Source organism: Streptomyces venezuelae (genome assembly GCF_008642335.1).
Taxonomy (GTDB): domain Bacteria; phylum Actinomycetota; class Actinomycetes; order Streptomycetales; family Streptomycetaceae; genus Streptomyces; species Streptomyces venezuelae_F.
Genome location: NZ_CP029191.1, coordinates 1,933,920 through 1,959,802, shown reverse-complemented (window position 1 = coordinate 1,959,802; position 25,883 = coordinate 1,933,920). Strand labels below are relative to the sequence as shown.

Annotated in this window: 21 protein-coding genes; 13 read left to right on the top strand and 8 right to left on the bottom strand. The window is 71.6% G+C overall.

Features of this window, described 5'->3' with window-relative positions; genetic code table 11:
- The first annotated feature begins 77 nt into the window (after positions 1–77).
- The 4 genes from trpB to lgt all read left to right on the top strand — a co-directional run bounded on the left by trpB (position 78) and on the right by lgt (position 4,115).
- Positions 78–1,364 (top strand): tryptophan synthase subunit beta, encoded by a 1,287-nt coding sequence (trpB, locus tag DEJ49_RS08760; RefSeq protein WP_150183599.1) that lies wholly within the window; start codon positions 78–80, stop codon positions 1,362–1,364.
- Positions 1,361–2,176, top strand: a complete 816-nt coding sequence (gene trpA / locus DEJ49_RS08755) for a tryptophan synthase subunit alpha (protein ID WP_150183598.1) — start codon at positions 1,361–1,363, stop codon at positions 2,174–2,176. Before trpB ends, trpA begins: the two co-directional genes overlap by 4 nt.
- 63 nt (positions 2,177–2,239) lie before the next feature.
- Positions 2,240–3,022, top strand: a complete 783-nt coding sequence (locus DEJ49_RS08750) for a DsbA family protein (RefSeq protein WP_150183597.1) — start codon at positions 2,240–2,242, stop codon at positions 3,020–3,022.
- Between the two features lie 97 nt (positions 3,023–3,119).
- The gene (gene lgt, locus DEJ49_RS08745) at positions 3,120–4,115 is read left to right on the top strand and encodes a prolipoprotein diacylglyceryl transferase (protein WP_150183596.1); all 996 of its coding nucleotides are present in this window, start codon (positions 3,120–3,122) and stop codon (positions 4,113–4,115) included.
- Positions 4,116–4,195: 80 nt separating this feature from the next.
- Here the strand turns inward: lgt and DEJ49_RS08740 are convergent, their stop codons facing one another.
- From DEJ49_RS08740 to DEJ49_RS08710, 7 genes are all read right to left on the bottom strand, one after another.
- A complete protein-coding gene (locus DEJ49_RS08740; protein ID WP_150183595.1) occupies positions 4,196–5,029 on the bottom strand; it encodes an HpcH/HpaI aldolase/citrate lyase family protein in 834 nt (277 codons plus the stop codon).
- The gene (locus DEJ49_RS08735) at positions 5,026–6,243 is read right to left on the bottom strand and encodes a CaiB/BaiF CoA transferase family protein (RefSeq protein WP_150183594.1); all 1,218 of its coding nucleotides are present in this window, start codon (positions 6,241–6,243) and stop codon (positions 5,026–5,028) included. The genes DEJ49_RS08740 and DEJ49_RS08735 overlap by 4 nt, the downstream gene beginning before the upstream one ends.
- Positions 6,240–7,151 (bottom strand): ribokinase, encoded by a 912-nt coding sequence (rbsK, locus tag DEJ49_RS08730; protein ID WP_150183593.1) that lies wholly within the window; start codon positions 7,149–7,151, stop codon positions 6,240–6,242. The genes DEJ49_RS08735 and rbsK overlap by 4 nt, the downstream gene beginning before the upstream one ends.
- Positions 7,148–8,491 (bottom strand): ADP-ribosylglycohydrolase family protein, encoded by a 1,344-nt coding sequence (locus DEJ49_RS08725; protein ID WP_150183592.1) that lies wholly within the window; start codon positions 8,489–8,491, stop codon positions 7,148–7,150. Before DEJ49_RS08725 ends, rbsK begins: the two co-directional genes overlap by 4 nt.
- Complete coding sequence (locus DEJ49_RS08720; protein ID WP_150183591.1) at positions 8,488–9,744, bottom strand: ADP-ribosylglycohydrolase family protein; 1,257 nt, start codon at positions 9,742–9,744, stop codon at positions 8,488–8,490. Before DEJ49_RS08720 ends, DEJ49_RS08725 begins: the two co-directional genes overlap by 4 nt.
- Positions 9,674–10,882: an ADP-ribosylglycohydrolase family protein gene (locus tag DEJ49_RS08715; protein WP_150183590.1), complete on the bottom strand. Its 1,209-nt coding sequence runs from the start codon at positions 10,880–10,882 to the stop codon at positions 9,674–9,676. The genes DEJ49_RS08720 and DEJ49_RS08715 overlap by 71 nt, the downstream gene beginning before the upstream one ends.
- Before the next feature lie 122 nt (positions 10,883–11,004).
- Complete coding sequence (locus DEJ49_RS08710; protein ID WP_150183589.1) at positions 11,005–12,018, bottom strand: ADP-ribosylglycohydrolase family protein; 1,014 nt, start codon at positions 12,016–12,018, stop codon at positions 11,005–11,007.
- A gap of 217 nt (positions 12,019–12,235) precedes the next feature.
- Here DEJ49_RS08710 and DEJ49_RS08705 point away from each other — a divergent pair, with 217 nt between their 5' ends.
- The 9 genes from DEJ49_RS08705 (at position 12,236) to DEJ49_RS08665 (ending at position 25,113) form a co-directional block, all read left to right on the top strand.
- Entirely contained in the window at positions 12,236–12,967 is a 732-nt protein-coding gene (locus tag DEJ49_RS08705; protein WP_150183588.1) for a VIT1/CCC1 transporter family protein, read from the top strand.
- A gap of 307 nt (positions 12,968–13,274) precedes the next feature.
- Entirely contained in the window at positions 13,275–17,861 is a 4,587-nt protein-coding gene (gene gltB / locus DEJ49_RS08700; RefSeq protein WP_150183587.1) for a glutamate synthase large subunit, read from the top strand.
- Positions 17,854–19,314 (top strand): glutamate synthase subunit beta, encoded by a 1,461-nt coding sequence (locus DEJ49_RS08695; protein WP_150166708.1) that lies wholly within the window; start codon positions 17,854–17,856, stop codon positions 19,312–19,314. The genes gltB and DEJ49_RS08695 overlap by 8 nt, the downstream gene beginning before the upstream one ends.
- Before the next feature lie 334 nt (positions 19,315–19,648).
- Positions 19,649–20,914, top strand: coding sequence for a sugar ABC transporter substrate-binding protein (locus DEJ49_RS08690; RefSeq protein ID WP_223832774.1), 1,266 nt, complete (start codon positions 19,649–19,651; stop codon positions 20,912–20,914).
- A 34-nt stretch (positions 20,915–20,948) separates the two neighbouring features.
- Positions 20,949–21,941, top strand: coding sequence for a carbohydrate ABC transporter permease (locus DEJ49_RS08685; protein ID WP_150183585.1), 993 nt, complete (start codon positions 20,949–20,951; stop codon positions 21,939–21,941).
- Positions 21,938–22,774 (top strand): carbohydrate ABC transporter permease, encoded by an 837-nt coding sequence (locus tag DEJ49_RS08680; RefSeq protein WP_150183584.1) that lies wholly within the window; start codon positions 21,938–21,940, stop codon positions 22,772–22,774. The genes DEJ49_RS08685 and DEJ49_RS08680 overlap by 4 nt, the downstream gene beginning before the upstream one ends.
- 101 nt (positions 22,775–22,875) lie before the next feature.
- Positions 22,876–23,103 (top strand): hypothetical protein, encoded by a 228-nt coding sequence (locus DEJ49_RS08675; RefSeq protein WP_150183583.1) that lies wholly within the window; start codon positions 22,876–22,878, stop codon positions 23,101–23,103.
- 34 nt (positions 23,104–23,137) lie between these two features.
- Positions 23,138–24,241, top strand: coding sequence for a hypothetical protein (locus DEJ49_RS08670; RefSeq protein WP_150183582.1), 1,104 nt, complete (start codon positions 23,138–23,140; stop codon positions 24,239–24,241).
- A gap of 515 nt (positions 24,242–24,756) precedes the next feature.
- Entirely contained in the window at positions 24,757–25,113 is a 357-nt protein-coding gene (locus tag DEJ49_RS08665; protein WP_150183581.1) for a hypothetical protein, read from the top strand.
- Between the two features lie 27 nt (positions 25,114–25,140).
- Here the strand turns inward: DEJ49_RS08665 and DEJ49_RS08660 are convergent, their stop codons facing one another.
- Positions 25,141–25,872 (bottom strand): SDR family NAD(P)-dependent oxidoreductase, encoded by a 732-nt coding sequence (locus DEJ49_RS08660; protein ID WP_150183580.1) that lies wholly within the window; start codon positions 25,870–25,872, stop codon positions 25,141–25,143.
- Positions 25,873–25,883: the final 11 nt, after the last annotated feature.

The following is a 25,883-nucleotide window of genomic DNA, read 5'->3' as shown; positions in this document are numbered from 1 at the left end:
CGACGGAACCTGCTCCAGCCACGGCGACTGGGCGATTTCATGTCAGACGCCAACGCCAGCCATTGCGAGGTTTCCGCATGTCCAGCGAGTACTTCATCCCCGACCCGGAGGGTCACATCCCCAGCGCCGAAGGGTACTTCGGCGCGTTCGGCGGCAAGTTCATCCCGGAGGCCCTCGTCGCCGCCGTGGACGAGGTCGCCGTCGAGTACGACAAGGCCAAGAGCGACCCCGCCTTCGCCGCCGAGCTCGACGACCTGCTCGTCCATTACACCGGCAGGCCCAGCAGCCTCACCGAGGTACCCCGGTTCGCGACGCACGCCGGCGGCGCCCGCGTCTTCCTCAAGCGCGAGGACCTGAACCACACCGGCTCGCACAAGATCAACAACGTGCTCGGCCAGGCCCTGCTCACCAGGCGCATGGGCAAGACCCGCGTCATCGCCGAGACCGGCGCGGGCCAGCACGGCGTCGCCACGGCCACCGCCTGCGCGCTCTTCGGGCTCGAATGCACCATCTACATGGGCGAGATCGACACCGAGCGCCAGGCCCTGAACGTGGCCCGCATGCGCATGCTCGGCGCCGAGGTCGTCGCCGTGAAGTCCGGCAGCCGCACCCTCAAGGACGCCATCAACGAGGCGTTCCGCGACTGGGTCGCCAACGTGGACCGCACCCACTACCTCTTCGGGACCGTGGCGGGACCGCACCCCTTCCCCGCCATGGTGCGCGACTTCCACCGCGTCATCGGCGTCGAGGCCAGGCGGCAGATCCTGGAGCGCGCCGGACGCCTGCCCGACGCCGCCGTCGCCTGCGTGGGCGGCGGCTCCAACGCCATCGGCCTCTTCCACGCCTTCATCCCGGACAGCGGCGTACGCCTCATCGGCTGCGAGCCCGCAGGGCACGGCGTCGAGACGGGCGAGCACGCGGCCACACTGACCGCGGGCGAGCCGGGCATCCTGCACGGCTCCCGTTCGTACGTGCTCCAGGACGAGGAGGGCCAGATCACCGAGCCCTACTCGATCTCGGCCGGACTCGACTACCCCGGCATCGGCCCCGAGCACGCCTACCTCAAGGACAGCGGCCGCGGCGAGTACCGGGCGGTCACGGACGACGCCGCCATGCAGGCCCTGCGGCTGCTCTCGCGCACCGAGGGCATCATCCCGGCGATCGAGAGCGCGCACGCGCTCGCGGGCGCCCTGGAGGTGGGCCGGGAACTCGGCGAGGACGGCCTGATCGTCGTCAACCTGTCGGGGCGGGGCGACAAGGACATGGACACGGCCGCGCGCTACTTCGGCCTGTACGACACGGACGCCGTCGTCGAGGCGGACGAGCCCGGCACCGGTGCGGAGATCCAGGGGGACGCCAAGTGAGCGGCAACATCCAGCTGTTGAACGACGCCCTGGCCGGCGCCAAGGCCGAGGGCCGCGCCGCCCTCATCGCCTACCTGCCCGCGGGCTTCCCCACCGTCGACGGCGGCATCGAGGCCGTCAAGGCGGTCTTCGACGGCGGCGCCGACGTGGTCGAGGTCGGCCTGCCGCACTCCGACCCGGTGCTCGACGGGCCGGTCATCCAGACCGCCGACGACATCGCGCTGCGCGGCGGCCTCAAGATCCGCGACGTCATGCGCACCGTCCGCGAGGCCCACGCGGCGACCGGCAAGCCGGTGCTCGTCATGACGTACTGGAACCCGATCGACCGCTACGGAGTGGAGCGCTTCACCGCCGAGCTCGCCGAGGCGGGCGGCGCGGGCTGCATCCTGCCGGACCTGCCCGTCCAGGAGTCCGCGCTGTGGCGGGAGCACGCCGAGAAGCACGACCTGGCGACGGTCTTCGTCGTCGCGCCGAGCAGCAAGGACGAGCGGCTCGCCACGATCACCGCGGCGGGCTCCGGCTTCGTCTACGCGGCGTCCCTGATGGGCGTCACCGGAACCCGTGAGTCGGTGGGCGCCCAGGCGCAGGACCTGGTGGTGCGCACCAAGGCCACCACCGAACTGCCGGTCTGCGTCGGCCTCGGCGTCTCCAACGCACGCCAGGCCGTCGAGGTCGCGGGCTTCGCCGACGGCGTGATCGTCGGCTCCGCGTTCGTCCAGCGGATGCTCGACGCGCCGGACGAGGCCGCCGGCCTCGCCGCCGTGCGCGCGCTCGCCGGTGAACTCGCGGACGGGGTCCGCGGGAAGGCGTAACTCGTACGGGTGGACCTGGACCGGGGAGGCACGCTCGTGCCTCCCCGGTTCGTTTGGCGGGGTGTGAGCGAGAAGAACCGTGAGGGAAAACGATCGGCCCGTGAGCGGCTGGCGGAAGAGCGGGACCGGCAGAAGGCGCGCGACAAGCAGCGCCGGGCACTGATCGTGGGCGCCGCGGTGGTCGGCGTCCTCGGACTCGCCGCCGTGGTGGGGCTGCTCGCCGCCAACTCCGGCGACGACGACAAGAGCGACACGGCGGGGCCGGTGGTCGCGCCCAAGGGAGTGAGCGACAAGGACGGGCCCGCGATCCCCGTCGGCAAGGAGAGCGCCAAGTCCACCCTCACCATCTGGGAGGACTTCCGCTGCCCGGCCTGCAAGGGCTTCGAGGACGGCTACCGCTCGACGATCCATGAGCTGGCCGACAAGGGACAGCTCAAGGTCGAGTATCACCTGGCGACGCTCATCGACGGGAACATGGGCGGCAGCGGCTCCAAGCGCGCGGCCAACGCCGCGGCCTGCGCCCAGGACGAGGGCAAGTTCCGGCCGTACCACGACGTGCTGTTCAAGAACCAGCCCGCCGAAACGGACGACGCGTTCAGCAAGAACGGCAAGCTGATCGAGCTCGCCGGACAGGTCGACGGCCTGGACAACGACTCCTTCAAGAAGTGCGTCGAGGACGGCAGGCACGACAGCTGGGTCGACAAGTCCCACAAGGCGTTCCAGGACGCCAAGCTGCGGGGCACGCCCACGGTGCGGCTCAACGGCAAGGACATCTTCGGGGACCAGAACAACCCGCTGTCGCCCCAGAAGCTGAAGCAGAAGGTCGAAGAGGCGAACCGGAACTGACGCGCGGAGCGGCGACCGGAACGGCACGGTCTGTTATGGACCCGTAGCCGGACCGGTTGCCGCCCCCGTTGCGCGGCACGGTAGCGTCGGTCGTGTCATGGACCTTGCCTTCATTCCCAGTCCGTCGCGCGGTGTGGTCGAACTCGGACCCATCCCGTTGCGCGGCTACGCGTTCTGCATCATCATCGGCGTCTTCGTGGCCGTCTGGCTCGGCAACAAGCGGTGGATCGATCGCGGGGGCCGGTCAGGCACCGTGGCCGACATCGCCGTGTGGGCCGTGCCGTTCGGTCTCGTCGGCGGACGCCTCTACCACGTGATCACGGACTACCAGCTGTACTTCAGCGACGGCCGTGACTGGGTGGACGCCTTCAAGATCTGGGAGGGCGGCCTCGGCATCTGGGGCGCGATCGCGCTCGGCGCGGTCGGCGCGTGGATCGGCTGTCGCCGCCGCGGGATCCCGCTGCCGGCCTGGGCCGACGCGCTGGCCCCCGGCATCGCCCTCGCCCAGGCCATCGGCCGGTGGGGCAACTGGTTCAACCAGGAGCTGTACGGCAAGGCGACGGACGTTCCCTGGGCGCTCAAGATCACGTCGGCGGAGGACGGCCGGGTCCCCGGCACGTACCACCCGACGTTCCTGTACGAATCGCTGTGGTGCATCGGCGTCGCCGTCCTGGTCATCTGGGCCGACCGCCGCTTCAAGCTCGGCCACGGCCGGGCGTTCGCGCTGTACGTCGCGGCGTACTGCGCGGGGCGCGGCTGGATCGAGTACATGCGGGTCGACGACGCGCACCACGTGCTCGGCCTGCGTCTGAACGTGTGGACCGCCATCGTGGTGTTCCTGCTCGCGGTCGCGTACTTCGTGGTGTCGGCGAAGAAGCACCCGGGGCGCGAGGAGATCGTGGAGCCGGCGGACCCGGCGGACCCGGCGGAGGCGGAGGCCGGCGGCGCCGGCTCGCCGAAGCTCACGAAGTCCGAGGACAAGACCTCCGAGGCCGGTGCTTCGACGGCAGACGCCACGAAGGCCGACGCCTCGAAGGTGGATGCCAAGGCCGTCGCCTCCGACAAGGAAGCCGGGTCGGCCAAGAAGAGCTGACGTTCGTCGGTCGTATGCCGAGGGGGCGCCGGATCACGTGATCCGGCGCCCCCTCGCGTTCCCCGGCGCTCCACGCACGGTCACCTCCTGCGGGCCAGCGCCAGGACCCTCCGCGCCCCCTCCACCACCGCCTTGTCCACGAAGCGGCCGTCGGGCAGGGCCAGGGCGCCCTCGTCCGTCGCCGCCGCCTCGGTGATCTCCTCCGCCCGCTCGATCTCCGCGGGGGTGGGGAGGTAGGCCCGTTCGATCACGGGGAGCTGGCGGGGGTGGATGGCCGCGCGCCCCAGGAAGCCGAGGGTGCGGCCCCGGGCGCAGGACGCGGCGAGTCCCGCCAGGTCGCGGATGTCCGGGTGGACCGACTGCGCGGGCGGTGCGAGTCCTGCCGCCCGCGCGGCGACCACGACGCGGGAACGGGCCCAGTCGAGCCCCGCGTCGTCGCGTACGCCCAGGTCGGCGCGGAGGTCGGCTTCGCCGAGGGAGATGCCGCGCAGGGCGGGGTGCGCGGTGGCGATGGCGAAGGCGTGTTCGAGGCCTAGCGCGGACTCGACGAGGGCGTGCAGCGCGGGGGCGCCGCCGTCGGCGGGGACGGCGCGTTCGGCGACGCGGATGACCTCGGCGCGCGTGGTCACCTTGGGCAGCCGCAGCCCGGCCACGCCCGGCAGCGGGGCGACGGCCCGCAGATCGTCCTCGGCGAGGGGCCCGTCCAGGGCGTTCACGCGTACGTGGACGGGCAGCGGCTGGGGCACGGAGAGGAGCTCGACCGCCGCGGCTCGCGCGTACTCCTTGCGGTCGGGGGCGACGGCGTCCTCCAGGTCGACGATGACGGCGTCGGCTCCCGCGCGGAGGGCCTTGGCGATGACGTCGGGCCGGTCGCCGGGGGCATAGAGCCAGGTCAACGGGGGAGGGGCGGTCACAGGGTGCCTTCCTTGCGGAGAGCGGTGATCTCGTCCGTCGTCAGGCCCAGTTCCGTGAGGACCGTGTCCGTGTCGGCGCCGTGGGGGCGGCCCGCCCAGTGGATGGCGCCCGGGGTCGCGGAGAGGCGGAAGAGGACGTTCTGCATGCGCAGGGGGCCGAGTTCCGGGTCGTCGACCGTCGTGAGGGTGTCGAGGGCCGCGTATTGCGGGTCGGTCATGACGTCGCGTACGTCCTGGATCGGGGCGACCGCCGCCTCCGCCTTCTCGAAGGCCTCGATCACCTCGGCGCGGCTGTGCTGCGCGATCCACGCGCCGACCGCCCCGTCCAGGACGTCCGCGTGCCGGGCCCGCTCCGCGCCCGTCGCGAACCACGGCTCGGCGATCAGTTCGGGCCGGCCGACCAGACGCATGAGCCGTTCCGCGATCGACTGCGCCGACGTGGAGACGGCGACCCACTTGTCGTCCGCCGTGCGGTAGGTGTTGCGCGGCGCGTTGTTGGTGGAGCGGTTGCCGGTGCGGGGCTGTACGTGGCCCAGTTGGTCGTACCAGAGCGGCTGCGGGCCGAGGACCGTGAGGATCGGCTCGATGATCGCCATGTCGACCACCTGGCCCTCGCCCGTGCGGTCGCGTGCCGCGAGGGCCGTCATCACCGCGTACGCCGTCGCCAGGCCCGCGATCGAGTCGGCGAGGCCGAACGGTGGCAGGGTCGGCGGCCCGTCCGGCTCCCCGGTGATCGCGGCGAAGCCGCTCATCGCCTCGGCGAGCGTGCCGAAGCCGGGGCGGCGCGCGTACGGGCCGAACTGGCCGAACCCCGTGACGCGGGCGAGGACGAGGCGCGGGTTGGCCGCGCTCAGCTCCTCCCAGCCCAGGTCCCACTTCTCCAGCGTGCCGGGGCGGAAGTTCTCGATGATCACGTCACTGGTGGCGGCCAGGCGCAGGAGGGTGGCGCGGCCGCCCGGCTTCGACAGGTCAAGGGTCGTCGTGCGCTTGTTGCGGCCGAGGAGCTTCCACCACAGGCCGACGCCGTCCTTGGCGGGGCCGTGGCCGCGCGAGGGGTCGGGGCGCGTGGGGTGTTCGACCTTGATGACCTCCGCACCGAAGTCGCCGAGCATCGTGGCGGCGAGGGGGCCCGCGAAGAGCGTGGCGAGGTCGAGGACGCGGAGGCCGGTGAGGGGGGCGGGGGCTGTCTTGAGGGCTGTTCCGGGAGGGGTCATGACGTGGTGCCCGCCTCCTCGTCGATCTCCTTGCGGTACGGCATGGAGGCCGACGCACCCGGTCGCTGCACGGAGAGCGCCGCCGCCGACGACGCCCAACCGAGCGCGTCGGCCACCGAGTTGCCCTCCGCGAGCGCCACGGCGAGCGTGCCCGCGAAGGTGTCGCCCGCGCCTGTGGTGTCGACCGCGGCGACCTGCCGGGCGGGCACCGTCACGGGTTCGGCGTCGCGCGACGCGTACAGGCTGCCGCGCGAGCCGAGGGTGATGACGACCTCGGGCACCTGGGAGAGCAGGGCGCGGGCGGCGGCGTGCGGGTCGTCGGCGATACCGGTGAGGGTGGCGGCCTCGTGCTCGTTGGGGAGCAACAGGTCGACGGCGGCGAGGAGTTCGGGCGGCAGGGGCTGCGCCGGGGCCGGGGTGAGGATCGTGCGGACGTCGTGGCGCCGGGCGGCCTCCGCGGCGGCGAGCACCCCTTCGAGCGGCACCTCCAGCTGGAGAAGGAGCGCGTCGGCGGAGGCGATCAGGCCCTCGTCGCCGGGGGTGAGGCAGGTGACGGTGCCGTTCGCGCCGGGCACGACGACGATCGCGTTGCCGCCCTCGTCGTCGACGACGATGTGCGCGGTGCCGGTGGGTGTCTCGACGGTGCGCAGGGAGTCGGTCTCGATGCCGGAGTGTTCGAGGGCGGCCCTGAGCTGTGTGCCGTACGCGTCGTTCCCGACGGCGCCGATCATCGAGACGGTGGCGCCCGCGCGGGCCGCAGCGACGGCCTGGTTGGCGCCCTTGCCGCCGGGGACGGTGCGGAACTCGCGGCCCGTCACGGTCTCGCCGCGCCGCGGGGCCTTGGCGACGTACGCGACGAGATCCATGTTGGCGCTGCCGAGGACGGCGATGTGGGGCGTGCGGGTCATGAGGGGGGTGCCTCCCGGGTGGAGAGTTCGGTGGTGAGGTCGGCCAGGGCGTCGAAGCCGATGCCGTTGAAGTCGCCCACGGAGGTGGCGAGCCGGTTCTTGAGGGGCGCCGTCCACCGGTCGGGGAGCGCGTCGGCGCGGCCGGCGAGCAGTCCGGCTACGGAGCCCGCGGTCGCGCCGTTGGAGTCGGTGTCCCAGCCGCCGGACACCGCACGGGTGATGGCGCCGGTGAAGTCGCCGTCGGCGTGGGTGAGCGCGGCGGCGAGCAGGGCGGCGTTGGGGACGACGTGGACCCAGTGGTGGGTGCCGTGGCGTGCGTGGAGGTCGTCCACGACGTCGTCGAAGTCCGGTGTGTCGTGGGCGAGTCGAATGGCGTGACGGACCGCGCGGGCCAGGCGCGACTCGGGTGGTACGACGGAGAGGCCCGCGTCCAGACAGGCGTGGACGTCGGCGTGGCCGCCCGCTGCCGCCGCGATCGTGGCCGCGGTGAACATGGCGCCGTACACGCCGTTCTCCGTGTGGCTGAGGACGGCGTCGCGGCGGGCCTGTCCGGCGGCCGCCGCGGGCGCCCCCGGGTTGGTCCAGCCGTGCACGTCGGCGCGGATCAGGGCGCCGATCCACTCGCGGAACGGATTGCGGTGGGTGGCGGTGTGCGGGGGTTCGATGCCCTGGAGGAGGTTGCGGTAGGCGACGCGTTCGGCGGTGAAGGTGCGGCCCGCGGGGAGTTCGTCCAGCCAGAGCCGCGCCACGTCGTCGGTGGTGAAGCCCTTGCCGTGGCGCTGGAGCAGGACCAGGTTCAGGAGCGGGAAGTTGAGGTCGTCGTCCTCGGGCATGCCGTCGATGTTCTCGGCGAGGGAGGTCGCGGCGGAGCGGCGGTTCCAGGGGTACGCCGCCCTGAGCTTCGGCGGGACGCCGCGCTCCGTGAACCAGGTGGTGAGCGGCCAGTTGCCGGTCGCCTTCGCGAGGCTCCGGATGCCGTCGAGGGGGAGCTTCTCCACCGGCTTGCCGAGGACGCAGCCGGCGGCCCTGCCGAGCCAGGCGGCGTGCAGCCGGTCGCGCAGTCCGGCCGCGCGGCCGGGGTCGGAGTCGGGGTCCGGCGCGGGAAGGTTCGGCCCGCCGTGCCACGGGGGAGGCCGCAGCTCGTCCAGGAGCCGCTCGGCGAGGAGCCGGAGGCGGGCCGGGGCCGGGGCCGGGGACGCGCCCGCCGTCGCCGGGGCCGTCTCGCCGCCCGCCGTCAGCCAGCGGCACCGCACCGCCGCCACGTCGCGCCCCTCCAGCTCGGCCTGGCGCAGCTCGTGGCCGACGAGGTCCTCCGGCTGGACCCAGGTCAGGCGGATCACCGTGCGGTCCGGGCGGGAGCAGCGTCCATCGCCCCGGACGGAGTGCCGCCCGTCAGGGCCGCGAACGCCGCCTCGTGGGCGCGGCGCCGCCCGGTGTCACGGACGAAGATCTCCCGCGCCACCTCCGTCAGGGCCGCCGCCGGTGCGCGCAGGTCGAGGCGGCTGGCCCCGGCGACCTGCGTGGACCAGTCGTCGGGCACCGCGTTCTCGCCGTGCAGCGCGCCCACGATCGCACCGGCCATCGTCGCGATGGAGTCGCAGTCGCGGCCGTAGTTGACGGACCCGAGCACGGTGCGGCGGTAGTCGGCGCCGCCGACCAGGAGCATGCCGAGGGCGACGGGGAGCTCCTCGATGGCGTGCAGCCGGGAGGGGCGGCGGGCGCCGAGGGACGGGGCGCGGTAGTCGGGCCCGACCGTGTCGAAGGGGGCGACCGCGGCACGGATGGGGGCGAGCGCCGTCTCGAAGTCCCGGTGCCGTGCGGCGACTTCGGTCACCGCCTCGATCGCGGCGCGTGTGCCGTCCTTGGCCAGGGCGAGGCACGCGTCGACCACCGACTCCGCGGTGGCGCCCGGCGTACAGGCCGCCGCGACCGCCGCCGCGAAGACACCGGCCGCCTCTCTGCCGTACGACGACTGGTGGGCGCCCGCGATGTCGAGGGCCTCGGCGTACGCGCTCCTCGGGTCGGCCGCGTTGACGAGGCCGACCGGCGCCATGTACATCGCCGCACCGCAGTTGACGATGTTCCCGGTACCGGCCTCCCGCGGGTCGACGTGGCCGTAGTGCAGGCGGGCCACGAGCCACTTCTCGGCGAGGAAGATCCGGTGCAGGAGGAGCGCGTCGGCCTCCAGCTCCGGGATCCAGCGCGGGGTCGTCATCAGGTCGGGGACCAGGTGGTCGGCCACGGCGTAGGCGTCGAGGTGATCGCGGACGGTGGCGTACACGCGGACCAGCGCGTGGGTCATCAGGGTGTCGTCGGTGACGTGCCCGTCGCCCTTGTGATACGGCGCGATCGGCCGGGCGGTGCGCCAGCTGTCGCCGTTCCAGGGGCCGACGACGCCGGTCAAGCGGCCGCCGTGCCGCTCGGCGATCTGCTCGGGCGCGTACCCCTCGACGGGGCCGCCGAGCGCGTCGCCGACGGCGGCGCCGACGAGGCAGCCGGTGATGCGGTCGGACAGTGCGGGTTCAGGGCGCGCCGCGGGCTTCGTCGTGTCCGTCGGTGCTTTCGTGGCTGTTTGAGTCGTCACAGACGTCATGTCGGGATTGTCCACCGGCGGGGGCCTGTTCCGTGGCTGTCAGGCGCCCGGCGAGTTCCACCAGGTCGGTGCCGGCGAGCCGGGGGAGCGCGCAGCCCGACAGGGTGCGGCAGGCGTCGCGCCAGGCGGCGGGGATCGCGGCCGCCGTGCCCAGGACGCCGGTCAGCGCCCCGGCAAGCGCGGGCGCGGAGTCCGCGACGCGGGACAGACAGGCGGCGGCGGGCACCGCCTCGGCGATGCGGCCGCGCGCGGCGGTCGCCAGGGCGAGGGCGACCGGCACGGTCTCGGCGGCCGCGATGCCGTAGCTGTAGACGTGGTCGACGATCTGGTGCTCCAGGAACGGTACGAGGGCGAAGGCGCCGTCCTCCGCCGGCTGGGCGCGGGCCGCCTGCACGGCGTGCCGGGCGTTCCTGCCGATCTCCGAGTGCTCGGGCAGCTGGTCGAGCGCGCGGTCCACGGCGGTGTCGACGTCGGCGTCCCCGAGGGCGGCCGCGACGGCGGCGGCCATGGCGCGGGCGCCGTGCACGCCGTCGCCGTCCTGGGTGTAGCGGGCGTCGAACTCCGCGAGGGCGGCGGCGCGTTCGGGGTCGCCGGGGTGGACCAGGGCGAGCACGCACGCCCGTACACAGGCCGCGTCGTCGAAGTAGTGCGGGTTGTCGTGGCCGGTGGCGGGCGGGCGCAGGCCGGTGGCGAGGTTGCCGAGTCCGGCACGGACGGAGATGCGGGCGCGCAGGGGGAGTACGGCGGACTCGACCTCGGGGGCGCGGTCCGCGGCGGCGGCGATCTCGGCGGCGAGGGTGGTCCAGGCGAGGTCGAGTGCGGTGCGGATGTCGTGTTCGCGGTGTGGTCCGGCGCGGAGTACGGACTCCGCGGTGAACGCCGCCCATTCCGCGTCGTCGGAGGGGCCGAGGCGGAGGGGTTCCGGGGGCTGGTTCAGGGCGATGGGGACGGGGAGGGTGGTTGTGGCGTTCTGCTCGGCGAAGGTGTCCAACTCGCGGGTGAGCCGCCGTGTCCACTCGGGCATGCGGGATGCTCTGTGGCGGGCTGCGGGCCATCCGGCGGCGTCGCCTGCGGCCAGGCCGAGCAGGAGCGCTTCGGCGCCGGAGGCGTTGCACTCCTGGGCGCCTCCGTATGCCATGCCCTGCACCGTGGGCTGTGCCCACCCTCCCCCAAGCTCTCGGCTCCGCTCGAGCAGGGGGGACCCCCATCGCCCTGCGGCACGCCTGCCCACAGTGGTAAAGGCTTCCCTGCCCGCCGTGGTCATGCCCGCACCGGCTCGGGATCCGGGGTAAGGAGATCCGCCACGTCCAACACGTGGTGGCCCCGCATCGACGGCAGACAGCTGCCCCGTGCCGGGCCGATCGCCGTTGACCAGGGGAGGGGGATCGCCGAGGCGCCGCACGTCGCGCCGGAGAGAGCGCCCGCCACCGCCGCCGTCGTGTCCGCGTCCCGGCCCATGTTCACCGCGCAGAGCACCGCGTCGCCGAAGTCCCCGCGCGCCACCGCGTACGCCCCGAACGCGAGCCCGACCGCCTCGGGGGCGAGGTCCGTCCAGGGGTAGCCGCCGATGACCACCGCGGAGCGCACCGCGCGTTCGCCGCGGTCGGCGGCCGCCACCGCGCGGTGCAGCGAGCGGGACGTCCAGGAGTCCTCGGGGACGACCGAGAGTGCCGCGGCGACCACCGCCTCCACCGGTGCGCCCGCCATGGCCGCCGCGACCCCCGCCGCCACCGCCCGGCCGCCGTGGATGCCCTCGCCGTCGTGGCTGACGGAGCCGTCGATCGCGACGAGGCGGGCCGCTTCGTGCGGGTCGCCCGCGGCGAAGACGCCGAAGGGCGCGGCCCGCATCGCGAGGCCGTCGCTCCACGCGTGCCGGTGCTGGGCGGAGATCGGGGCGGCGAGCCCTCTGCGCAGGTTCTCCAGGGTGCCGCGTTCACTGAAGCCCGCCCCGCGGAACGGGCCCTCGTCCAGGTCGGCGATCCACTGGTGCCAGGCCTTCTCGACGTGTGCGACCGTGAGCGCGGAGCCGTGCCGGGCGAGCAGGAGACCGGAGAAGATCGCGTACTCCGTGTCGTCCGTGCCCGCCGGGTGTTCGGCGACGTAGCCCGTGATGCGGCCCCAGCGGCGGCGGATCTCGGACGGTTTCATGTTCTCGGCGGGCGCGCCGAGCGCGTCGCCGACCGCGAGGCCGAGGAGCGCGCCGCGCGCCCGCTCGCGGAGGTCCTCGGCGTCACCGGGCGCCGGGACCGAGGGAACGCATGCGGTGGACGCCATGCCGTGCCTCCCTTGTGTGCGGGCCACCTCCAGTGGAGCGGCCCGCTGGATGCGGTGCTTGGTGCATCTCTGCCACGCCGAGCGCTCAAAAGAGCATGCGTGAGCTCAGATCACCCCTTCGGCGCGTTTTCGCAGGTAAGTACGGCCTTCCTTGCTGGCGGGAGATTTTTTTCGCGCGTACTTTCGAGGTCGTCCAACACGTACGAGGGGGTCCACCATGGCGATCATCGAGACCGAAGCGGCACTGCACGAGGCGCACCGCGACAACCACACGCACCGCGATGTGAACGGCGGCTGGCTGCGTCCCGCGGTCTTCGGGGCGATGGACGGGCTCGTCTCCAACCTCGCGCTGATGACCGGCGTCGCGGGCGGCGCCGTGTCGCGGGAGACCATCGTCATCACCGGTCTCGCGGGGCTCGCCGCGGGCGCCTTCTCGATGGCGGCGGGCGAGTACACCTCGGTGGCGTCGCAGCGCGAGCTCGTCCAGGCCGAGCTGGACGTGGAGCGGCGCGAGCTGCGCAAGCACCCGCAGGACGAGGAGCGGGAGCTCGCCGAGCTGTACGTCTCGCGCGGCGTCGAGCCCGACCTGGCCCGCGAGGTCGCCCGCCAGCTGTCCAAGGACCCCGAGCAGGCCCTGGAGATCCACGCCCGCGAGGAGCTCGGCATCGACCCGGGCGACCTGCCCTCGCCGACCGTCGCCGCGGTGTCGTCCTTCGGCTCGTTCGCGCTGGGCGCCCTGCTCCCCGTACTGCCGTATCTGCTGGGTGCCACCGTGCTGTGGCCCGCCCTGATGCTGGCGTTCATCGGGCTCTTCGCCTGCGGTGCGGTGGTGGCCAAGGTGACCGCGAGGTCGTGGTGGTTCAGCGGTCTGCGGCAGCTCGCGCTCGGCGGGGCGGCCGCCGGTGTGACGTACGCCCTGGGCAGTCTGTTCGGTACCGCCGCAGGATGAGTCCTTGCAGGCCTATGCGGGACCTTGCATAAGTAGTCGTTACTCGGCGGTTTCGAACCCGTGATCACTGGGCATGAGCCGTAAGCGCTGCGGGCAATGAGGCCTGTGCCGCGCCGGGCCTTCGGTCATGGATCTGCCCGCAGAGGTCCCCTCCGTACCGCTCCCACCTCCACGAGCGGTGTCCACATGGTGGAACCAGCTATCCGCTTTTCGAGAAGCGTTCCATCATGTAATCTGCACGAAATTTTGCCAGGGCCAACGTCGTCCCTTGCCCCATGTAGTTGCCCCGACGACGACGGGAGTGCCGATGCGTACCCACGCCTGGTCGCCCATGGACGGTCGCCCCGCCCCCCAGGGCATGTACGACCCCCGCAACGAACACGACGCCTGCGGTGTCGGATTCGTGGCCACTCTTACCGGTGTGGCCAGCCATGAACTGGTCGAACAGGCGCTGACCGTACTGCGCAATCTCGAGCACCGCGGCGCCACCGGCTCCGAGCCGGACTCGGGTGACGGTGCGGGCATCCTGCTCCAGGTTCCCGACGCCTTCCTGCGCGAGGTGGCCGGATTCGAGCTGCCCGCGGCCGGCGCCTACGCCGTCGGCATCGCCTTCCTGCCGGTCGACACCGCGGGCACCACGGACGGCGCCGTCTCACAGATCGAGACGATCGCCTCCGAAGAGGGCCTGACCGTCCTCGGCTGGCGCGACGTCCCCGTCGCCCCCGAGCTCCTCGGCGCCACCGCCCGCTCGACGATGCCCGTCTTCCGGCAGATCTTCGTCGCCGACGGTGACACCGAGGGCCTGGCTCTCGACCGCAAGGCGTTCGTGCTGCGCAAGCGCGCCGAGCGCGAGGCGGGGACGTACTTCCCCTCCCTGTCGTCCCGCACCATCGTCTACAAGGGCATGCTGACCACCGGCCAGCTGGAGCCCTTCTTCCCCGACCTGTCCGACCGCCGCTTCGCCACGGCCGTCGCGCTCGTCCACTCCCGTTTCTCGACGAACACGTTCCCGAGCTGGCCGCTCGCGCACCCGTACCGCTTCGTCGCGCACAACGGTGAGATCAACACCGTCAAGGGCAACCGCAACTGGATGCGGGCCCGCGAGTCGCAGCTCGCCTCCGAGCTCTTCGGCGCCGACGGCCAGGCGGACAAGCTGGAGCGGATCTTCCCGATCTGCACGCCCGACGCCTCCGACTCCGCGTCCTTCGACGAGGTGCTCGAACTCCTCCACCTCGGCGGCCGCTCGCTGCCCCACTCCGTGCTGATGATGATCCCGGAGGCCTGGGAGAACCACGCCTCCATGGACCCGGCACGCCGCGCCTTCTACCAGTACCACTCCACGATGATGGAGCCCTGGGACGGCCCCGCCTGCGTCACCTTCACCGACGGCACGCAGGTCGGCGCGGTCCTCGACCGCAACGGTCTGCGCCCAGGCCGCTACTGGGTCACCGACGACGGCCTCGTCGTCCTCGGCTCCGAGGTCGGCGTCCTCGACATCGACCCCGCCAAGGTCGTCCGCAAGGGCCGCCTCCAGCCCGGCCGCATGTTCCTCGTCGACACCGCCGAGCACCGCATCGTCGAGGACGACGAGATCAAGGCCGGCCTCGCCGCCGAGAAGCCGTACCAGGAGTGGCTGGAGGCCGGCGAGATCGAGCTGTCCGACCTGCCCGAGCGCGAGCACATCGTGCACACGCACGCCTCCGTCACGCGCCGCCAGCAGACCTTCGGCTACACCGAGGAAGAGCTCCGCATCATCCTCGCGCCGATGGCCAAGACCGGCGGCGAGCCGCTCGGCTCCATGGGCACGGACACCCCCATCGCGGCCCTCTCCGCCCGCCCACGGCTGATCTTCGACTACTTCACGCAGCTGTTCGCGCAGGTCACCAACCCGCCGCTGGACGCCATCCGTGAAGAGCTCGTCACCTCGCTGCACAGCTCGCTGGGCCCCCAGGGCAACCTGCTCGACCCGACCGCCGCGTCGTGTCGCAGCGTCACCCTGCCCTTCCCGGTGATCGACAACGACGAGCTCGCCAAGCTCATCCACATCAACGCCGACGGCGACATGCCCGGCATGAAGGCCGCGACGCTCTCCGGCCTCTACCGCGTCGGCGGCGGCGGCGACGCCCTCGCCGCCCGCATCGACGAGATCTGCACCGAGGCCGACGCCGCCATCGAGGCAGGCGCCCGCCTGATCGTGCTCTCCGACCGGCACTCCGACGCCGAGCACGCGCCGATCCCCTCGCTGCTGCTCACCTCGGCCGTCCACCACCACCTCATCCGCACCAAGCAGCGCACCCAGGTGGGCCTGCTCGTCGAGGCGGGCGACGTCCGCGAGGTCCACCACGTGGCCCTCCTCATCGGCTACGGCGCCGCGGCCGTCAACCCCTACCTCGCGATGGAGTCCGTCGAGGACCTCGTCCGCGCGGGCACCTTCCTGGAGTCCGTCGACGGCGGCGCCGAACAGGCCATCCGCAACCTCATCTACGCCCTCGGCAAGGGCGTCCTGAAGGTCATGTCCAAGATGGGCATCTCCACCGTCGCCTCCTACCGCGGCGCCCAGGTCTTCGAGGCCGTCGGTCTCGAATCCGCCTTCGTGGAGCGGTACTTCAGCGGCACGACGACGAAGATCGGCGGCGCCGGGCTCGACGTCATCGCCCAGGAGGTCGCCGCCCGGCACGCCAAGGCCTACCCCGCCTCCGGCGTCCCCTCCGCGCACCGCGCCCTCGACATCGGCGGCGAGTACCAGTGGCGCCGCGAGGGCGAGCCGCACCTGTTCGACCCCGAGACGGTCTTCCGCCTCCAGCACTCCACGCGCGGCCGCCGCTACGACATCTTCAAGCAGTACACGGGCCGCGTGAACGAGCAGTCCGAGCGCCTGATGACGCTCCGCGGACTCTTCGGCTTCAAGTCCGGCCGCAAGCCGATCTCCATCGACGAGGTCGAGCCCGTCTCGGAGATCGTCAAGCGGTTCTCGACCGGCGCCATGTCGTACGGCTCCATCTCCAAGGAGGCGCACGAGACCCTCGCCATCGCCATGAACCAGCTGGGCGGCAAGTCCAACACCGGTGAGGGCGGCGAGGACCCGGAGCGCCTGTACGACCCGGCGCGCCGCTCGTCCATCAAGCAGGTCGCCTCCGGCCGCTTCGGTGTGACCAGCGAGTACCTCGTCAACGCCGACGACATCCAGATCAAGATGGCGCAGGGCGCCAAGCCCGGCGAGGGCGGCCAGCTGCCCGGCCACAAGGTCTACCCGTGGGTCGCGAAGACGCGTCACTCGACGCCCGGCGTCGGCCTCATCTCGCCGCCGCCGCACCACGACATCTACTCCATCGAAGACCTCGCCCAGCTGATCCACGACCTGAAGAACGCGAACCCGCAGGCGCGGATCCACGTCAAGCTGGTCTCCGAGGTCGGCGTCGGCACGGTCGCCGCGGGCGTCTCCAAGGCCCACGCGGACGTCGTCCTCATCTCCGGCCACGACGGCGGCACCGGCGCCTCCCCGCTGACCTCCCTGAAGCACGCGGGCGGCCCCTGGGAGCTCGGCCTCGCCGAGACCCAGCAGACGCTGCTGCTCAACGGCCTGCGCGACCGCATCGTCGTGCAGACCGACGGCCAGCTGAAGACCGGCCGCGACGTCATCATCGCCGCGCTGCTCGGCGCCGAGGAGTTCGGTTTCGCGACCGCGCCGCTCGTCGTCTCCGGCTGCGTCATGATGCGCGTCTGCCACCTGGACACCTGCCCGGTCGGCATCGCCACGCAGAACCCGGCGCTGCGCGAGCGGTTCTCCGGCAAGGCCGAGTACATCGTCAACTTCTTCGAGTTCATCGCCGAGGAGGTCCGCGAGCTCCTCGCCGAGCTCGGCTTCCGCTCCATCGAGGAGGCCGTCGGCCACGCCGAGCTCCTCGACACCGAGAAGGCCGTCAGCCACTGGAAGGCGCAGGGCCTCGACCTGGAGCCGCTGTTCCACGTGCCGGCGCTGCCGGCGGGCGCCGTCCGGCACCAGGTCACGGTCCAGGACCACGGCCTGGAGAAGGCGCTCGACAACGAGCTGATCAAGCTCGCCGCCGACGCCCTCGCCGCGTCCAGCGCGACGGACGCCCACCCGGTCCGCGCGCAGGTCGCCATCCGCAACATCAACCGCACGGTCGGCACCATGCTCGGCCACGAGGTGACGAAGAAGTTCGGCGGCGCGGGTCTGCCCGACGACACCATCGACATCACCTTCACCGGCTCCGCGGGCCAGTCGTTCGGCGCGTTCGTGCCGCGCGGTGTGACACTGCGCCTGGAGGGCGACGCCAACGACTACGTCGGCAAGGGCCTCTCCGGCGGCCGGATCATCGTCCGCCCGGACCGAGGCGCCGACCACCTCGCCGAGTACTCCACGATCGCGGGCAACACCATCGCGTACGGCGCGACCGGCGGCGAGCTGTTCCTGCGCGGCCGCACCGGTGAGCGGTTCTGCGTCCGCAACTCGGGTGCGACGGTGGTCTCGGAGGGCGTGGGCGACCACGGCTGCGAGTACATGACCGGTGGTCACGCGGTGATCCTCGGCGAGACGGGCCGCAACTTCGCGGCCGGCATGTCGGGCGGCATCGCGTACGTGATCGACCTCGACCGCGACAACGTCAACGCCGGGAACCTGGCGGCCGTCGAGCCGCTGGACGAGACCGACAAGCAGTGGCTGCACGACGTCGTGCGCCGCCACCACGAGGAGACGGGCTCGACCGTCGCCGAGAAGCTCCTGGCCGAGTGGGACACCGCGGTGGACCGCTTCAGCAGGATCATCCCCAGCACGTACAAGGCAGTGCTCGCCGCCAAGGACGCCGCCGAGCGAGCCGGTCTCTCCGAGACCGAGATCACCGAGAAGATGATGGAGGCGGCGACCAATGGCTGATCCCAAGGGCTTCCTTAACCACGGCCGCGAGGTCGCGCAGACCCGCCCGGTCGGCGAGCGCGTCAAGGACTGGAACGAGGTCTACGTTCCCGGCTCGCTCCTCCCGATCATCTCCAAGCAGGCCTCGCGCTGCATGGACTGCGGCATCCCGTTCTGCCACAACGGCTGCCCGCTCGGGAACCTGATCCCGGAGTGGAACGACTACGCGTACCGCGAGGACTGGTCGGCGGCCTCCGAGCGCCTGCACGCCACGAACAACTTCCCGGAGTTCACGGGCCGCCTGTGCCCGGCGCCCTGTGAGGCGGCGTGCGTACTCGGCATCAACCAGCCGGCCGTCACCATCAAGAACGTCGAAGTCTCCATCATCGACAAGGCGTGGGACGCCAACGACGTCAAGCCGCAGGCGCCCGAGCGGCTCTCCGGCAAGACCGTCGCCGTGATCGGCTCGGGCCCGGCGGGTCTCGCCGCCGCCCAGCAGCTGACCCGGGCGGGCCACACCGTCGCCGTGTACGAGCGCGCCGACCGCATCGGCGGCCTCCTCCGCTACGGCATCCCCGAGTTCAAGATGGAGAAGCGCCACATCAACCGCCGCATCGAGCAGATGCGCGCGGAGGGCACCAAGTTCCGCACCGGTGTGGAGATCGGCCGCGACATCGACGCGGCGAAGCTCCGCAGGCGCTACGACGCGGTCGTCATCGCGGCGGGCTCCACCACCGCCCGCGACCTGCCCGTCCCCGGCCGTGAGCTCAAGGGCATCTACCAGGCGATGGAGTACCTGCCCCTGGCCAACAAGGTCCAGGAGGGCGACTACGTCACCACGCCCGTCTCCGCCGAGGGCAAGCACGTCGTCGTCATCGGCGGCGGCGACACGGGCGCGGACTGCGTGGGCACCGCCCACCGCCAGGGCGCGGCCTCCGTGACGCAGCTGGAGATCATGCCGAAGCCGGGCGAGGAGCGTGCCCCGCACCAGCCGTGGCCGACCTTCCCCATGCTGTACAAGGTCACCTCCGCGCACGAGGAGGGCGGCGAGCGGGTCTACGCCGTCAACACCACGCACTTCGAGGGCGACGAGGACGGCAACGTCCAGTTCCTGCATCTCGTCGAGGTGGAGTTCATCGAGGGCAAGCTGACCCCGAAGCCCGGCACCGAGCGGAAGATCCCCGCGCAGCTCGTCACCCTCGCGATGGGCTTCACCGGCACCGACCGAGAGAACGGCCTCGTGGACCAGTTCGCCCTGGAGCTCGACGAGCGCGGCAACATCGCGCGCGACGGCGAGTTCCAGACGAACGTCCCCGGCGTCTTCGTCGCCGGTGACGCGGGCCGCGGCCAGTCGCTCATCGTGTGGGCGATCGCCGAGGGCCGCTCGGCGGCGCGCGGCGTGGACCGCTTCCTCACCGGCGCGAGCGACCTGCCGGCCCCGATCCGCCCCACGGACCGCGCCCTGACCGTCTGACGGCCCTACCGGCCCGACCCCGTACGGTTGATCCCGTACGACCCCTCATACGTCCCGTACAACGGCGTACGGAACTGAGCGACGCCCGCCTCGTCCCCGACCGGACCAGAGGCGGGCGTCGTGGCGTTTACGCCCGTTTGTGCGACCAGAGCGTTGCATGGGGCGCAATGCTATGAGCGTATGTTGCGTCACCCGCAACCCTCATTACGGTTCGGCCGCTTATACCAATGGGTCTAGACCGCTCCCGTCTGGTGTGACCACAATCGCTCCCACCAATCGGAACCTGGAGGGGGCCGGCATGAATCGACGTGTCATCGCCGCTGGTTGTATCGCCATGAGTCTCGGACTGACCGCCACGGCGTGCGGTGGGGATGACGGCGACTCGGGCGACAAGGCCACCGACGGCAAGGGCAAGACCCTCACCGTGTGGATCATGGAGGGCACCAACCCCGACGCGCGCCCCTTCTTCGAGGAGGCCGAGAAGGCCTTCACCAAGAAGACCGGCGCCAAGATCAAGGTCGAGTACCAGCAGTGGGCCAGCGCCCAGAAGAAGTTCACGACCGCCATCGAGGGCGGCGCGGACCAGGTGCCCGACGTCGCGGAGGTCGGCACCACCTGGGTGCCGCAGTTCGCCGAGACCGACGCCCTCGTCGACGTCACGGACGAAGTGAAGAAGTCGGGCCTGAACGACGACCTCGTCGAGGGCCTCAAGGACGCGGGCACGCTCGACGGCAAGCAGTACGGCATGCCCTGGTACGCGGGCGTCCGCTCGATCGTCTACCGCAAGGACATCTTCGAGAAGCACGACCTGAAGCCCCCGACCACGTGGAAGGAGCTCCAGGAGACCGCCAAGACGCTCAAGGAGAAGGAGCCCAAGCTCGTCTCCTTCCCCGTCGCGGGCGGCGCCGAGATGTTCGCGGCCCCCTTCATCTGGGGTGCGGGCGGCGAACTCGCCACCGAGTCCGGCGGCAAGTGGAAGTCCGGCGTGAACTCGCCCGACGCCATCAAGGGCCTCGAGTTCTACACCGGCCTCGCCACCAAGGACAAGGTCTCCCCGGCCAAGGTCAACACCTGGACCGAGAAGGAGGTCGGCGACGCCTGGAACAAGGGCGAGATCGCCATGGCCATCGGCGGCAACTGGACCCCGAAGGCCATCGTCGACAACAACCCCGACCTCAAGGGCAAGCTCGGCGCGGTGCCGATCCCTGGCCAGAACGGCGGCATGAGCAAGTCCTTCCTCGGCGGCTCCTACCTGTCCACCTTCAACACGGACAAGAAGGATCTCGCCTGGGAGTTCGTGAAGATGGTGACCACCGGCGAGTTCGCCGCCAAGTGGGCCGAGGAGACCAACTACTTCCCCGGCCAGAACTCCGAACTGAAGAAGATCGAGGTGAAGAAGGACCCGCTCGTCGAGCCCTTCGCCAAGCAGATGCTGGAAGCCGGCGCGACCGTCCCGAAGACCAAGGCGTACGGCGAGATCCAGGCCTCCAAGGTCATCCCCGGCATGGTCCAGTCGATCCTCACCGGCAAGGCGTCCGTGAAGGAAGCGGCGGACAAGGCGGCCAAGGACATGGACGCGATCTTCGCCAAGGACGAGTAGACAAGGGCGAGTTCGGCACTGTGAAGGACTTACCGTGAAAGACACGCTCGTCAGCGGGGAGCCGAAGATCCCGGCTCCCCGCGGTCCCCGGCCCCCCGACGGCGGCGCCGAAGCGGCCCGCCGCCGCAAGAAACTCATCACACTCACCCGCCCCTGGCTCCTCCTCGCGCCCTCCCTCGTGGTCCTCGCGGGCCTGCTCCTGTGGCCGCTGATCCAGGTCGGCAAGCTCTCCCTGCAGGACTACGAGGTCAAGTTCGGCGGCGGCGTCGGCACGTTCACCGGCTTCGACCACTACAGCGACCTGCTCACCAGCAGCCTGCTGTGGAAGACGGTCCTGCCCAACACCGTCTTCTTCGCCTTCGCCTGCGTCGGCCTCACCGTCGCGCTCGGCACCCTCGTCGCACTGCTCCTCAACCGCCTCGGCGCCACCTGGCGGATGATCTGCTCCATCGCGATCCTCGCCGCCTGGGCCATGCCGGCGGTGACGGGCACGTACGTATGGATCTGGCTCTTCCAGCCGCAGGACGGCATGGTCAGCCAGATCGCGGGATCGGTCGGCCTGATCGACCCGGAGACCACCAACTGGTTCACCGAGCGCGGCCCGTTCTACGCCATCGCCACGCTCAACGTCGTCCACCACGGCTTCCCGTTCGTCGCCATCACCGTCTTCGCGGGACTTCTGACGATCCCCAAGGAGCTGTACGAAGCCGGGGAACTGGACGGCGCCAACGCCTGGCAGCGGTTCTGGAACATCACCGTGCCGACCATCAAGCCCGTCTTCCTCGTGGTGACCATCCTCTCCACGATCTGGGACTTCAAGGTCTTCACCCAGGTGTACCTGCAACCCGGCGGCGACGGCTCCAACGAAGAGGTCTACAACCTGGGCGTCTTCTCGTACATCCAGGCCTTCGCCAAGAACGACTACGGCACGGGCGCCGCGGCGGCGGTCCTGCTGACCGTGCTGCTCCTGGCCATCACCGTCGTCTACATCCGCACGCTGTTCCGCCAGGGGGAGGAGGACCTGTGACCACGACCCGCCGCACCACACTCGCCTCACGCATCGGCCTGCCGGCCGCGGTCATCGGACTCCTCCTCTTCACGCTCTTCCCCGTCTACTGGATGGTCTCCACGGCGCTCGACCCGAAGGCGTCGCTGCGCGGCTCGGACGTCCTGCCCAGCGGGATCAGCTTCGAGCACTTCGAGTTCGTCTTCGACAAGGGGAACTTCGGCACGTACCTGCTGAACTCGGCGATCGTCGGCCTCGCCACGATCGTCGCGGCGGCGCTGCTCGCGCTCTTCGCCGCTATCGCGGTGGCACGGTTCAAGTTCCGCTTCCGCACCTCCGTGCTGATCATGATCCTGATCGTGCAGATGGTGCCGCTGGAGGCCCTCGTCATCCCGCTCTTCATCCAGATGCGGGACTACGACATGCTCAACTCCCTGCTGGGCCTGAGCATCGTCTACATCGCCCTCTCGCTCCCCTTCGCGATCTGGACGCTGCGCGGCTTCGTCGCCACCATCCCCAAGGAGGTCGAGGAGGCCGCCTACATCGACGGGGCGTCCTGGCCGCGGATGTTCTGGTCGGTGCTGCTTCCGCTGGTCGCGCCGGGGCTCGTCGCCACGTCCATCTTCGCGTTCATCACGGCGTGGAACGAGTTCGTGTTCGCGTACACGTTCATGAAGGGCAGCGACAAGTACACGGCGGCCGTGGGCATCTACCAGTTCTTCGGTGAGAACTCCACGGCCTGGGGCCCGGTCATGGCCAGCTCCACGCTCGTCACCGTACCGGTGATGATCTTCTTCGTGATCGTCCACCGGAAGCTCGGCTCGGGCCTGGCGGCGGGAGCCGTCAAGGGCTGAGGCCCGCGTCTCCGTCTGGGTGGCGCCGCTATTGACTATTAGTCAAAGCGGCGCCACTCTCGGTTTCCGACCCCGGCCGACACGCCACCCCGGGAGGCGACGTGACCACCGAAGCGCGGGAACCACGCGACCGACTCGCCGGCGAACTGCGCGACGACCCACCGGAATCCTTCGCACAGCTGGCGCCCCAGCACCTGACCGCACTGGCCGACGCACTGGAGCGGCAGCGCGAGAGCCGCGCCGCGGGCCTGAACGAGGCCGCCGAGAAGGCACTCGAACTCGTGCCCGCCCTGGCCCGCGGCCCCTTCCGCCGCATCCTCTTCCGCTAGGGCCTGTGTCGGCCGACAGGAGTCAGGAGTCACCATGGACAAACTGCGCGGCAGGGCGGAGACCCTCAAGATCGCCCACCTGCTCGACATCGAACCGCACGCCCTCACCTTCCTGCAGGGCCTCCCCGTCGACGACGTACGCCGCTTCCGCGCCCAGACCGTCGCGGCGCTCTTCGACCGGGCCCCCGACATGCTCGACCGCATCGCGGCGGCGACCAAGCTCGTCCCCTCGGGGGTCGCGGCCGCCATCTCGCAGAAAGCCCTCGGCCCGCGCCTGGCCGCCGCCGTCGCGGGACGCCTCGACCCCGCACGCGCCGCCGACATCATCGAGAAGCTTCCGGTGACGTTCACCGCGGAGTCCTGCGCCCACCTCGACCCGCGCCGTATCGAGGGCATCGTGGGCCGCCTCGACGAGAACCTGGTCGTCCGCATCGCCGTCGCCCTCGCCGAACGCGGCGACCACCTCACGATGGGCCGCTTCGTCGGCCACCTCTCCGACGCGGCATTGCGCCGGATCCTGCCGCAGATCGACGACGCGACGGTCCTCCGAACCGGTTACGTGATCGACGCCCCCGAACGACTCGGCCACATCATCGACCTCCTGGGCGAGGAACGCCTGGCGTCGATCATCGCCTCCGCGCCCGCATCCGGCCTCTGGCCCGAAGCGCTGGCCGTCGCGGGCATGGTGCCCGGGTCCCGACGCGCCCGCATCGCCTCCCTCACCGCGGCCCAGCCCCGGGACCACCTGGACACCCTCGTCCTGACGGTGGCGGACCAGGACCTCTGGGAGTCCCTGCTGCCGCTGGTCGCGCTGCTGAGCGAGGAGGAACGGCGCACGGTGGCTGAACTCCCGTCACTGAGAGACACGGACGTGCTCGCCGGCGTGGTCCGCGCGGTCGCCGCCACGACCCTCTGGGCGGAGTTCCTGCCCCTGGTGGACGCGCTGCCCGCCGACTCCCGCAAGACCGTCGCCGACACGGCGGGCACACTGCCCACCCCCGACCTGGACGCCCTGGCCCGCGAGGTCGACAAACAGAACCTCTGGGACCTGGTCATGCCGCTCGTAGAGCTGATGGACGACGACGCGAAGACCCGCATCTTCATGCTGCCGGCGTTCCAGGACCAGCCGGAAACATAAACACCGAGCAACCCGCGGCCACACCCGGGGCACGCGGATCGCCGCCGGACGACGGTTCGTGCCTCGGGGCGAGGGGGCGTCGCCGGGCGCCGGTTCGCGCCTGCCTCGGGGGCGCGGGCTCATCGCCGGGCGACCGGTCGTGCTTCAGGGGCGCGGGGAACTGCGCGATCAGCCACGACGCACCCGCACCCGAAGACCCCCTGCCCCCGGGGCGGACAGGGGCGGGCCCTGGCAGTCGTCGCCGGGCAGGCGGTGTGACCTCAGGGGCGCGGGGAACTGCGCGATCAGCCACGACGGGCCCGCACCCGAAAGCCCCCGCCCCGCCGGGCGGACAGGACGACGGTAGGCCGACCGGACGTCGCAGGATCGATTCCCCAGCCCCGCACGGGTGACACCGCGCATACGCACCACGGCGACCGGGGAGAGCGGGCCAGGGCCCGTCACGCAACGACGGGTCCGCCCACCCCCGCCACCGGACGCCCACCGCGTCCGGCCCCCTCACCGAAACGGACCCCATGCGCCTCCGCCACACCCTCGCCGCCCCCCTCGCCGCATTCGCCCTCGTCGTCACCCTGCCGACCTCCGCGACCGCCGCCACCGGCGACTTCTCCTACAAGTTCGTCGGTCCCGACGGTCACCCGCAGTCCATCACCCTCCACGACCCGCAGAGCCCCGGCTGCCTCACGCTCCCCGAGGTCGCCGACCCGGGCGCCTCCGAGCCCGCGTTCGCCCCGCACAACGACACCGACGTGTGGGCGATGGTGTTCACCGAGCCGGACTGCACCGGCGACTCCTGGACGCTGCGCCCGCACGGCAGGCCCGCGACCGACCGCCTCAAGCTGCGCTCGGTGTACCTGTCCGACCGCCACTGACCCACCACCTGCGCCGTCACCCCGCCGTCACCCCGTCGTCGACCCACCGTCCACGGTGAACTCCGCCCCCGTGACGTACGACGACGCGTCCGACGCCAGGAACAGCACCAGCTCCCCGACCTCCTCCGGGCGGCCCATCCTGCCCAGCGGCAGGTGCGACCAGTCCCGCCCGGCGGAGGCGGCGGAGATCATCGGCGTGTCGACCGCCCCCGGATGCACGGAGTTGACCCGCACCCGGTACTTCGCCAGGTCCAGCGCCGAGGAACGGGTCAGCCCCCGCAGCCCGAACTTCGTCGACCCGTACGCCGCGTGCCCCGGGATGCCGACGAGCCCCGCCGTCGACGACACGTTCACGACCGACCCGCCGCCCGTCTCCTTCAGCGCGGGCAGCACCGCCTGGATGCCCAGGAAGGGCCCCAGGAGATTGACCCGCACCAACTCCTCGAAGTTCGCGTACGTCTCGTCCTCCACGGACGCCGTCCGCCACAGCGCGGCATTGTTGACCAGGACGTCGAGCCGCCCGAACGCACCGAGCGCCCCCGCCACGGCCGACCCCCAGCTCTCCGCGTCCGTGACGTCGTGACGTACGAACAGGCCCTGCCCGCCCAGCGATCCGGCGACCTCGCGGCCCTCCTCCTCCCGCACGTCCGTCACCACGACCCGCGCCCCGGCCGCCGCGAAGAGCCGCGCCTCCGCGGCGCCCTGCCCCCGCCCGGCCCCGGTGATGAGCACGACTCTGCCGTCCAGGCCATGGTTCATGTCATCCTCCG